9 protein-coding genes are annotated in these 10,888 nt (G+C 56.8%); 6 read left to right on the forward strand and 3 right to left on the reverse strand.

The features are described 5' to 3' along the window. Positions 1-354 precede the first annotated feature (354 nt). The 3 genes from ACQ4N7_RS29395 to ACQ4N7_RS29405 all read left to right on the forward strand — a co-directional run bounded on the left by ACQ4N7_RS29395 (position 355) and on the right by ACQ4N7_RS29405 (position 1,784). On the forward strand, positions 355-834 hold the full coding sequence (locus ACQ4N7_RS29395) for a hypothetical protein (RefSeq protein ID WP_430714984.1): 480 nt from the start codon (positions 355-357) through the stop codon (positions 832-834). A gap of 98 nt (positions 835-932) precedes the next feature. Further along, entirely contained in the window at positions 933-1,331 is a 399-nt protein-coding gene (locus ACQ4N7_RS29400; protein ID WP_430714985.1) for an antitoxin family protein, read from the forward strand. Positions 1,332-1,349: 18 nt separating this feature from the next. Then, positions 1,350-1,784 carry a type II toxin-antitoxin system VapC family toxin gene (locus ACQ4N7_RS29405; RefSeq protein WP_430714986.1) on the forward strand — a complete coding sequence of 145 codons (435 nt, stop codon included), beginning with the start codon at positions 1,350-1,352 and terminating at the stop codon, positions 1,782-1,784. 27 nt (positions 1,785-1,811) lie between these two features. On the opposite strand, the gene ACQ4N7_RS29410 is transcribed toward ACQ4N7_RS29405, so the two are convergent. Next, positions 1,812-4,022 (reverse strand): transglycosylase SLT domain-containing protein, encoded by a 2,211-nt coding sequence (locus ACQ4N7_RS29410; protein WP_430714987.1) that lies wholly within the window; start codon positions 4,020-4,022, stop codon positions 1,812-1,814. Between the two features lie 191 nt (positions 4,023-4,213). On the opposite strand from ACQ4N7_RS29410, the gene ACQ4N7_RS29415 reads away from it, so the two are divergent. Further along, positions 4,214-5,701: a leucyl aminopeptidase gene (locus tag ACQ4N7_RS29415; RefSeq protein WP_430714988.1), complete on the forward strand. Its 1,488-nt coding sequence runs from the start codon at positions 4,214-4,216 to the stop codon at positions 5,699-5,701. Between the two features lie 1,243 nt (positions 5,702-6,944). Next, on the forward strand, positions 6,945-7,733 hold the full coding sequence (locus tag ACQ4N7_RS29420) for a hypothetical protein (RefSeq protein WP_430714989.1): 789 nt from the start codon (positions 6,945-6,947) through the stop codon (positions 7,731-7,733). 98 nt (positions 7,734-7,831) lie between these two features. Here ACQ4N7_RS29420 and ACQ4N7_RS29425 read toward each other — a convergent pair whose 3' ends face one another. Together ACQ4N7_RS29425 and ACQ4N7_RS29430 are read right to left on the reverse strand one after the other, a co-directional pair. Continuing rightward, on the reverse strand, positions 7,832-9,316 hold the full coding sequence (locus ACQ4N7_RS29425) for a hypothetical protein (protein WP_430714990.1): 1,485 nt from the start codon (positions 9,314-9,316) through the stop codon (positions 7,832-7,834). A 325-nt stretch (positions 9,317-9,641) separates the two neighbouring features. Next, positions 9,642-10,073 (reverse strand): DUF1622 domain-containing protein, encoded by a 432-nt coding sequence (locus tag ACQ4N7_RS29430; protein WP_430714991.1) that lies wholly within the window; start codon positions 10,071-10,073, stop codon positions 9,642-9,644. A 111-nt stretch (positions 10,074-10,184) separates the two neighbouring features. Between ACQ4N7_RS29430 and ACQ4N7_RS29435 the strand changes: the two genes are divergently transcribed. Beyond that, positions 10,185-10,888: cobyrinate a,c-diamide synthase (locus ACQ4N7_RS29435; protein ID WP_430714992.1), on the forward strand; the 704-nt coding region annotated here is incomplete at its 3' end.

Below are 10,888 nucleotides of genomic sequence, written 5' to 3' on the forward strand. Positions count from 1 at the left end.
TATTCTCACGATCTATTCACAGACTGCATAATGAATCTGACCTGCCCAGCTATGCTGTTTTTCCCTCGCCAATCGAGGGGGTGCCGAAGTTGATGCAACTAGGTGCCGAAGTTATGCAAATACGCACGTATCCCTAATTCTAATTATCAAAATGTCGAAACACCCTTATGCAGCCTCGTAGCAGAGTGGTGAGCTTACCCTCAGCTTGATAGCTAAACCGCAAGCATAACGATACATCGTGGTATCTCCGATCGCTCGCCGGGAATATTTAGCCCTATGACCGAGCAGCCATTCAAACGTTCTGCCCGCTCAGACAGCTATTACCCGCATCTAAAAATAAGGAGTCATCAGGGTATGCCCTACGAAAACATCAGCGCCACGGTCTCAGACCAGGCCATGACCGAGATCAAAGGCGCGGTCGCCGCCATCTACAAACACCTCCCCTTCCTCATCAACCTCACCCCCGACGAACGCCGCAAGCGCTTCAAAATGGGCGACAAAAGCCTCGCCTTCGTCCGTAACAGCGTCACCGCCACCCAAAACAATCCCAGCATTGTGCCCAGCAACTTTGACATTGCCGAGTTTAACCGCGACTACCAGCTCACCGTCGCCCTCAGCGAAGTGCTCGGCCTGCTAGAGCAGCTCACCGAAACCGTTGACGACACCCTGCTCGCCGTCGGCAGCGAATCGATGAGCAGCAGCCTGCTCGTCTACGACTACGCCAAAGCCGCCGCCCGCCACTCCCCCGGTCTCAAAAGTGTCGCCGACCAGCTCGGCGAACGCTTCAAAGCCCTGGGCAAACGCCGCCCCAAAGCCAGCGACACCGCCGCTTAGACTCACCGCTAACCAAAACCATGAGGGGGATGGCTAATTTCAGTTAGCCATCCCCCTCAGCTATCCTTAAATAGAACACCCATCAATGGGTAAACGCCATGACTCAACCATTACGGGCTATCTATCGTAACGGTGCCTTTATCCCCCAGACCGCTTTCGAGCTCCCCGAAGGTACAGAAGTTGAGATATTGGTGCAATCTCCCCAGGACACTACACTCGCTGTCCCTGGTGCCAGTACGCCAACCAATCAATCACAGAACGAAGAACACGACCTTTCGCTCAACCAAGACGACTTGCTGACAGAAAAGCAGACCGCTCAAGACCAAAACGGTGCCAGTCAAGCAAAAGCATTGTCCAACTCCTTCACCTTTGATGCCGCTGCTACCCCCATCTGGGAACTTGCCGCCCAGCTCTCTGCCCAGGTGCCCGACGAAGAATGGGAAAAACTTCCTACCGACCTATCCAAAAGATTTGACCACTACCAGCGACAGCGATAGCAGCAAGGACAAGACTAGATGCGGGTTGTATTTGCAGATACAGGCTATTGGGTTGCCCTATTGAATCCCAAAGATGACTTGCACGATAAAGCCCTAAAACTCTCCAAGGATCTCCATCCCGTCCACATCGTTACCAGTGAAATGGTGCTAACCGAGTTGTTGAACGACTTTGGAGCCAGAGGTGAGTACTTCCGGAATCTAGCGGTGAATTTGATCAAGGGGCTTTACCAACATCCCAACAGCACCGTCATTCCTCAAACCACCATTCAGTTTCAGACTGCCTTAACCCTTTATGAGCAACGCCCTGATAAAGAATGGAGTCAGACCGATTGCGTGTCTTTTCAAATTATGGAGGAGCAAGTCATTTCAGAAGCCCTCGCCTACGACAAACACTTTGCCCAGGCAGGATACACGGCTTTAATGCGTAACTGCCCCCAACCAGGTCAACAGTAGATTTGCCTCTTACACAGCCGGATCAATTCACCCCTTAAAGCCTCGATGGCGCTTTTGTAGAGTTTCAACCTGCTGCGCGATCGCCGGATCATACAGCCGTAGATAGTTCCAGTAGCCGCCAAACACCGACTGCACGTAGCCCTTAGTTTCGGGGTAAGGAATTTTCTCAGCAAAGTCGTCGGCATCGACGTAGCCGCCCTGGTTGATCCAACCGGCCACAGCGCCAGGCCCGGCGTTGTAGCTGGCCACCGCAAACAGCGAGTGGTTGTCGTACTCGGCGTGGGTGTAGTCGAGGTACCAGGTGCCCAGCTTGACGTTGTCTTCGGGGTTGTTGAGGTCATAGCTCTCTAGCCCTGCTTTGCCTTTAATCCACTCGGCGGTGGCGGGCATCACCTGCATCAGGCCAGCCGCCCCCACCCCCGAGCGAATGTTGGCTTCAAAGCGCGACTCCTGACGCATCAGCGCCGCCACCAGCAGCGGGTTGAGCTGGCGCTGGGCCGACCAGGTGGTAATTAGGTCGGCGTAGGGCAGTGGATAGACCCCGTGCCAGAAGTCGGGGCGCTGTTTCAAGTCGTGTACCACTTTTTTGTCCGCCGGGTCATCGGCCAGGCTCAGGCTCGACACCTGGTAAATGCCGTTGATGTTGTCATTGGTGCCCAGGCGCATCATCCCATCGGTAAACTGCTCCTCGGGGGTGGGGTCTTGATAATTGGTGTATTCTGTCTGCCAGCGCTCCCAGGCCCGCTGGTCTTGCCCCAGCAGGTACAGCTCTTGCAGCGTGTCAGACCCGGTGGGCAGAGGCGTGCGTTGAGCTATGGGGGCTACCGCTGGAGTCTGCGATCGCACCGTCTTAAAATCCCCCACATTCCAGCCCAGGGCCACGGCGGCTCGCCAGGCGTAGTACGACTCAGGATGGCGGGCAATCACGCTCTCCAGAGCATTCTGGGCCACATCGGCCCGCCCCAGCTGACTGGCCCACTTGCCCACCCAGTAGCCAGCATCGGCGGCCAGGTCGCTGTCGGGGCTGTGCTTGAGCACGTCGCCGCCCCAGCTCAGCGCCATGGTCAAATCGCCCTGCTCAGCGGCATTGCGGGCATTCTTTAGGCGAATCTCCGCCGCCGCATCGGAGTCTTTGTACTCTTTTAGGATTAGCTCGCGGATGGCCTGGGCCGAGTCGGCACTGTTCAGCTTGTCTAGAACCTTGGCTCGCTCCAGCAGGGCTTCTGCCGCCCGGTCAGGGAAGCGATTGACTACCTGATCGAGCACGCCCAGGGCCGCCTGATCGGGCACGCTCTGGGCCAGCCGCAGCAGCCCGGTCGCCGTTTCGGGTGCCTCAGGAAACTGCTGGTCGAGCTGGTTGTAGAGGGCGATCGCGCGGTCGCGCTTGCCCGTCACCTGGTAGCCCCGCGCCGCCCGGTACAGGTTGCGCGGCGACGGCGGGGCCTGGGCGTAGGCTGTCGCCGCATCGCCGTAGCTATCGATGCGCCAAAAGCCAAAGCCCACGGTCTGCCAGTCCTCGGGGCTGAGCTGGCTGGCAAACTCGGTCTTGAGCCGCAGCAGCGCCGCCCCGGCATCGGGGTGGTGCAACCCGGCCCGCGCCACAACCATCAGCATGGGCAGGGCGTCAGCCCGGTGGGGGTCGGCGGCCAGGCGCTGGTGGGCCACCTCCACCGCCTTGGGGTGAGTGGGGAACTTTTGCACCAGCTGGTCCCAGTAGGCCGGGTCTTGCTGGCCCAGGTCAAATAAAAGCGGGGCGATCGCGCTATCGTCCCCATACTCCTCTAAGATTCGCTGCTGGGTTGCTTGAGCGGCTTCTGCCTGGCCCGCTGCCCGCTGCGCCGACGCCAGCGCCAGCGCCACGTAGGGGGACATGGCTCTGTACTCACCCTCCAGCCCTTCCAGCAGGGGAATGGCCTGGCCGCCGCGATCGCTGTTGATTAAATCTAGCGCCAGCAAGTACTTCGCTCGACTGCGGCTCAGGGGTTCTCTACCCTCAATCGCCAGCTGCAGCGCCTCCTGCCGCTGTTCCGCCAGCTGCAGCGCCAGCGCCAGCACCGGATCGTCGGTATGGTTGGCGGTCAGGTTTCCTAATCCGGGCAGTAGTGACTCTTCTAAGACCACCGCCGGGTTGCCGCTCGACGACACGGTATTGATCAGCGCCGCCCCCATGCCTAGCGATAGGGCGCTGACCCCCGCGATCGCCACTAGGGGCAGATTTGCCTTTAATCGTTTCACCATGGCACGCCTGTCAACTCTGCTGAGGTGGATTAGCAAAACACCAGCCCTTAGCGCCGACCCCTAGCCGGGTCAAATCGCTAATCCGTCCTATAGTAGCGAACCTGCCCGCCGCTGGTTTTGTCTAAAGCCAACTCTCCTGGCCAGGTTGCGGTAGGTTTATAGTAAACACAGAAAACTAGCCCCTAGGTTGAATGGAATTTCACGCATCTGGTACCTCCTGTCTAGACTGGTCTGGCGACGCCCTCATCCTTGGCCTTAGCGAAGACGCAATCCCCCTCTCGGGTACCCTCGCCGAGCTCAATAGCCGGGTTTCCGGGCTGCTGCAAGAGCTGATCGACGAGGTTGAGTTCACCGGCAAGGCAGGCTCCACCGCCATCACCCGAGTCGGAAGCGGGGCCAAGGTGCGCAAGCTTGGGGTCGTCGGTCTGGGGGCTACCGACGCGATCACCGCCGATACCCTGCGCCGCGCCGCTGCCGCTGCCGCCCGGCTGGCCAAAAAAGAGAAATGCGCCTCCCTCGGCCTCAGCGTGCCCACCGTTCAAAACGATGCGGCTCTCACGGTCCAGGCCCTGGCGGAGGGTGCTACGCTGGCCCTCCACCAGGACAACCGCTTCAAATCTGAAGACAAAAACGGTAAAACCACCGTTGAACACATTCATCTGCTCGATCTGTCCGACCAGGACAGCAGCCTGCAAGCTGCTCAGGCCATCTGCGACGGCGTTATTTTGGCTCGCGAGCTGGTGTCTGCCCCAGCTAACCTGGTCACCCCCGAAACCCTGGCCCAGACGGCCCAGGACATTGCCACGGCCCACGGCCTGGAGCTAGAGATTCTAGAGCGAGAGCAGTGCGAAGCCCTGGGAATGGGAGCCTACCTGGGCGTAGCCCAAGCCTCGGATCTACCGCCCAAATTTATCCACCTCACCTACAAACCCAGCGGTACTCCCACACGCAAGCTGGCGATCGTGGGTAAGGGGCTCACCTTCGACTCGGGCGGTCTCAATATTAAAGGGGCAGGCAGCGGCATCGAAATGATGAAGATTGACATGGGCGGTGCCGCCGCTACCCTGGGGGCTGCCAAGGCGATCGCCCAGCTTAAGCCCAATGTCGAAGTCCACTTCATCAGCGCCGCCGCCGAAAACATGATCAGCGGCAACGCCATGCGCCCTGGCGACATTCTCACCGCCTCTAACGGCAAAACCATCGAGGTCAACAACACCGATGCCGAAGGCCGCCTCACCCTGGCCGATGCTCTGGTGTTTGCCGAAAAGCTGGGCGTCGATGCGATCGTCGATCTGGCCACCCTCACCGGGGCCTGCATTATCGCCCTGGGCGACGACATCGCCGGACTGTTTAGCGAAAACGAGGAACTGGCGGGCGCGATCGCCGCCGCCGCCAAAACCACCGGCGAAAAGTTCTGGCGCTTGCCGATGGAAGAGAAGTACTTCGACGGGCTCAAATCCATTGTTGCCGACATGAAAAATACCGGCCCTCGCCCTGGCGGATCGATTACCGCCGCCCTGTTTCTCAAGCAGTTTGTTACCTCCACCCCCTGGGTACACCTCGATGTAGCCGGCCCCGTTTGGACGGAGAAAGAGAGCGGCTACAACAATCCTGGCGGTACGGGGTTTGGAGTACGCACTCTCGTACAGTGGGTGCTGGCCCAAAGCGCAGCAGCTTAGTTATCCTTGTTCAGGTTCAGGTGCGGTCTGAACCGGGGTTGGAGCTAATCTCCAGCGAGAATTGTGTACCTAATGCACTTGTTTGTGAGTGAAGGGGGCGGTATTTCAACCCTTACCCACGTACTGGCGCGCCAACTTCTGCAGTTATCCTTTGGGGTGGGCCTAATCATTCGCTGGTACAGCGCTGACCCTAAAGCGTATAGCGGAGGCCATTTTGGAACGTGTCATAGTGATGGCTAGTACTCCATGGCAGAAGTTTAGGACTACTTCTGCAAGCTAGGGAGCAGGGGAGATAGGGAGCCAAGCGCGCCAAAACGGTGGACATATTTCAACCTTCAGATACTAGTAGATTCATAACTGCTGTTGTATAAAAAACATCGCTGCTTTCATGTCCCGACCCGGCAGTGATTGCTATAGCTCACCTCCTTAAACAGGGTTGTGAGCCAGCTTGCCCTTCTAACTTTAGCGATTACTGAATTTTTGATGTTTAGTTGATCTCGCCAACTCTATAAATAGGTACTACTGCAACGGCTCTCAGTAATTTGGCCAACCCCATATTTAGTAATCGGAACAAAATTCTCTGCGGGCTGTCTTAGTTCTGTAGCACGTGGGTGCCAACGGAATAATCCTACGGAGTTAGGACACCATGTCAAAAATTACTAACCAACTTGAGCAAGTACTGTGTTCAGCAATACTGAGCACAGTGTATCCTTTGTGATACGAATTGTATCAAGCATGTCTGTCCTGGCTTAATTCGCTTAGTTAGGCGAGATTATCCAGGTTCAAACAAAAGATATTCCTGGTCGCACCGATGCTGTGTTTAGGTCGTTGCAGCATCAGTTCCATTGTTTGTAGTTTTCAATATGCAAAACGAGCCTAGTTCTTTAGCCTTCTGATCATACCGGCATTGTTTGTTGTAGCTTGAGCACTAGCTAGCCTTCGATTCGTCTGGTTTTCTTGCAGCCTGCGTGAATCTGTGATTCGCTTGTTTTGCTAGGCGCAGATTCAGTGCGTTTGTAGAAAATATTGTTCTGTAAACGCACCTGTATAGGGGCTTAAAAATATACCTAAGGACGTTTCTCATTTCTCTATCAGGTTTCTAGCCTTTAATAAAGCTAGTCCTTTTGGTATAAGTAGCTAGACATGTGGTTTCAAGAATGAGCAGACTGATTCAGTCCGTCATCCTTTGAGACCTGCTTAAACGGTCTATGACGCTTACGTGTTGTCTCATCAGGGTAAGTCAATGAATTTCACCAATTACTTTGATCGTATTGCTATTGTCTATTTGCCTGAACGCAAAAGGCGACTGAAGAGCATGCGGCGTCAGGTTCAGCGGTTGGGCATAGAGGACCATGTCCAGTGGTTCAAAGGCCTGAAATTTAACGAGGCCGGTCAATTTCCTAAGGCCAGCGTTAGGGGCTGCGTCATGAGCAACTATGAGATTCTTCGTCAGGCTGCCCAGGATAAGGTTGAAAGGCTGCTGTTGTTTCAAGAAGACTGCGTCTTGAGTCAGCGACTCATACGTCAAGAGCACAGTGTTCTCCAGGAGTTAGCCAATCGCAGCTGGGATTTTGCCTACTTTGGCTGTCAACCTTTCTCAGACGACGAAGCCAATAGTAAAAAAGTGTCTATCAAGGCAACTCCAAACCACTTTTTTTCGCAGGTCAATGTGCGCCAGAATGTTCGTGAAACCCATTTCTGGGCCTGTCAGGGAAAAGCCATTCCTAAACTGGTTGAGTTTATGGAGGCTTCTTTTGAGCGACCTAAGAATCATCCAGACTGCGGCCCTACTTATTTTGATGGGTACATGAATGAGATTCGCTATCGCCATCCAGATCTCGTTACTCTGGCTGCCGTGCCTAATTTAGGCTGGCCGTTGAGCAGCGTTAGCAATCTCAACCCCGGTCGCTTAGACAGTATTCCTGCTGTCTCTCCACTACTGCACGCCGTTCGTGGAGCAAAAAATTTCTGCGTAGAGACAGCCGACTTTGCTCGGTATGGCCTAACGCTAAAGGATAAACAACTCAACTAAGGCGTGTTCCATCTAAATATTGAACCCAGGGGTTATGGCAGCAGGCGCAAGGAGCCGAGTTTGTGACTCAGCAGGGATGTTTATTTAGGTGGAATACTCTAAGGTAGCCACTGTCGCCCTAAGGCGACAAAGATCTCCTTGTGCTGGCGAAAGAGGGTGTAGCCGTAGACGGCGAAGATCGCCAGCAGACACAGGTGGGTCAGGGTGCTGTAGGTGCCAATAATGTCCCCCGGCGTCCAGCCGTGGACGTTGATTAGCTGGTTCATGTCGCCGTGGTCGGCCTCGCCCCACAGGCTGCCAAAGGGAATCGAGGCCTTGCCGCGCGGCACCTGCTGCCACAGCCACACCTGGCCCCAAAAGCAAAAGGCTGCTCCCAGTACCGTTGGAAAACGGTAAAAATCCCAGCGAAAATATTCGGGCAGCGGCAGGTAAAAGCCCACCATCAGCAGGGCCGACAGGTAAATTTCGCCGCCCACGCCGCCGAAGGAGAGCAGCATGTCAAAGGTGTCGGCGGGGATCAGCCAGGTTAGAAAGAACTGCACGATCGCGATCGCGATCGCCAGCACGACCGGCCAGCGCTTCTCTTCTCGCCGCCCCGCCCAGTAGAGCAATCCCAAGAGAATGAGAATGCCGAAGTAAACAAACAGCGATCGCCTCGGGTCCACGCTCGTCCAGCCGATCGGCAACGGAATCGCTCGCCGCCCCGCCAGCCAGGCTACCGTGGCGTGACCAAACTCATGGATCCAAATCTTGATGCCCCAGAGCAGAGCATTGACGATGGGGATGGCATTCATCAGCATGCCCGCCAGCAGCAGCACCGGAAAAATCAGCCCGTTGCTGTAGCGGTTGTCGAAGGCCAGAATATCGGTGTCGTCTGGAAGATCGGGTGCAGCGGGGCGGGGCGGAATCGATGGTTGCGATCGCTTGGCCAACCCAGCCCCTGCGACGTAGGCTGTTTCCGGCATAGCCGGATTCGAGGTCGCGATCTCGTCAGTCTGCGGCTGCTCCAGATCAGTTTTGAGGGTAGTGAAGGCCCACTTGAGGGGCTCTAGGGCAGCGCGGTCGCCCTGGCGCAGCAGCGTCGCCCGGCGTTTAAAGTACAGCGCTTCTATCTGAGCGAGGGATGCGCCTGGCTCTAGCCCTAGCTCCTGGTAGGCACGGGCGATCGCAACCGACGGTGAGTCATCCAGGGTAAGGGGTTGAAATACCGGAGGCAACGGATTCTGAACAGGTTGCGGCGGGCTGAAGTCTGGCTCAGGCAAGGCCTCAACGTCGAGATCGACCGGCGGTGCCGAGAGCAGGGCAATTTCCTCCGTCCACAGCGGCTGCGCCCCCTCCGCCAGTTCGCCGTAGACCTGCAAAATGCCTATGGCCGAGACCTGCAGCTTTTCTAGGGCGCGGCGGGCGTAGGCCACCGTTTCCGTCTGGGGAGGAACCGGGTTGCCCGTAAACCAGAGCTGGAGGCAGTAGCTCTGGCGATCGCCCCGCACGGTAATGCCTTTGGGCTTTAGCGCGTGGGTGAGCAGGGCCGCGATCGCCGCTGCATCGCCATCTTTAGCCTGCTCCAGTAGTGAAGGTGACATCATCGGCATCCTGGCCGTAACCTGCTCATTCAAAGGTACCCAAACTTAACTCCAAGGGGCGAGGGGTTGCCAGAGCAGGACGGGCTGAATTGAACAGATGCCAGTACAGCAAGGCCGAGATCAGCCAACGGTTCAGGGAGCTTAAAACACCGGCGCTCTTTCATGTTGAACTTTACATTTTGAATGTCGCGCAGCCGCACTAGGGGCTGTCATCAATTAGCCGCTAAATGTACAAAAACAAGGGTTACAGCCCCTAGCCTGTCTTTTGGGTCGGGCGTGGCAAGGCTTGATATCCCGAGCTTTTGGCCACAATTGATGACACGCCCTAGGAATTTGCGATCGCGGCTTCAGGGGCGGTTTCTTTACCATGGGTAGCGATCGTCAGGGGCTCATCGCTGATTGCCTGACTACTGCGAATTGCCCGCTCCAGCAGCAGGTTGAGCGCGGTGCGCACGGCAATGATGATCACCAGTCGGGCAATATCTTCCCACTGGCTCGACAGCATGGTTTTGAGAATGCTGGCCCCAACCAAAAAACTCAGCCCCAGCGAGAAAGAATACCCCATCGCCAGACGGCTGCGCTGAAAGGCGGTCGTGGTCTGCGGCTTGAAGAGTGACGAGCGCAGAAAAATCGCCAGGGCACGAATAATGCCAACCGAGATCACAAAGATGGCCAGCAGCTGGCAGGTGCTGATCAAAATTGCGCTCAGGGCCCACACCAGGTCGGCCAGATTGGTGCCAAGTAGTTGAATATCCATAGGTTTAATTCTAAAGGCATTACCTCAGCGCTTCAAAGGCGCGCCAGATCGTTGACCTCCTGAGGTCAAGATAAGATTGCCCTAGACAAATTCACGCTAGAGGACTCGCGGTTGAGTGCAAATGTCTTTTCGGGTGGGCTGGTGGTGGCGGGCGATCGCAGCGGCGTGGGCAAAACCACCGTTACCCTGGCCCTGCTGGCGGCCCTGGCGCAGAAGTCAGACCGGGTGCAGTCGTTCAAGGTGGGGCCAGACTACATCGACCCCATGTTTCACCAGCAGGCTACGGGCCACCCCTGCTACAACCTCGACCCCGTTCTGACGTCAGAAACCTATGTGCAGCAGTGCTTTGCCCACCGCTGCCAAAATGCCGAATTTGCCCTGGTCGAAGGGGTGATGGGCCTGTTTGATGGTGCATCAGGATTGTCAGATGTGGCCAGCACCGCCCACGTGGCTCGCCTGCTAAATTTACCTGTTTTGCTGGTAGTGGATTGCAGTCGCCTGTCTCGCTCTGTGCTGGCGATCGTCCACGGCTACCGCACGCTAGATCCTCGGGTTCACATCGCAGGCGTGGTGCTAAACCGGGTGGGCAGCGATCGCCACCTCGAACTTCTCACCGAGGCGATCGCCAGCCTGGAGATCCCCATTCTCGGCGTGCTGCGGCGACAGGATGCGATCGCCCTGCCCGATCGCCACCTCGGCCTCGTCCCTACCGCCGAACTGCCGCAGCTGCCAAAAATTCTCGATCGCCTGGCCCACCTGGGCCACACCTGCTTCAACTGGGATGCCCTCCTCCCCCTCCTCACCCCCTCACCCTC

It is taken from the genome of Nodosilinea sp. AN01ver1 (assembly GCF_050565655.1).
Taxonomy (GTDB): Bacteria; Cyanobacteriota; Cyanobacteriia; order Phormidesmidales; family Phormidesmidaceae; genus Nodosilinea.

Coding starts and splice junctions, on each gene's coding strand:
- ACQ4N7_RS29400 (WP_430714985.1), top strand. CDS start 933: ATGACTCAACCATTACGGGCTATCTATCGTAACGGTGCCTTTATCCCC.
- ACQ4N7_RS29395 (WP_430714984.1), top strand. CDS start 355: ATGCCCTACGAAAACATCAGCGCCACGGTCTCAGACCAGGCCATGACC.
- ACQ4N7_RS29410 (WP_430714987.1), bottom strand. CDS start 4,022: ATGGTGAAACGATTAAAGGCAAATCTGCCCCTAGTGGCGATCGCGGGG.
- ACQ4N7_RS29425 (WP_430714990.1), bottom strand. CDS start 9,316: ATGTCACCTTCACTACTGGAGCAGGCTAAAGATGGCGATGCAGCGGCG.
- ACQ4N7_RS29405 (WP_430714986.1), top strand. CDS start 1,350: ATGCGGGTTGTATTTGCAGATACAGGCTATTGGGTTGCCCTATTGAAT.
- ACQ4N7_RS29420 (WP_430714989.1), top strand. CDS start 6,945: ATGAATTTCACCAATTACTTTGATCGTATTGCTATTGTCTATTTGCCT.
- ACQ4N7_RS29430 (WP_430714991.1), bottom strand. CDS start 10,073: ATGGATATTCAACTACTTGGCACCAATCTGGCCGACCTGGTGTGGGCC.
- ACQ4N7_RS29415 (WP_430714988.1), top strand. CDS start 4,214: ATGGAATTTCACGCATCTGGTACCTCCTGTCTAGACTGGTCTGGCGAC.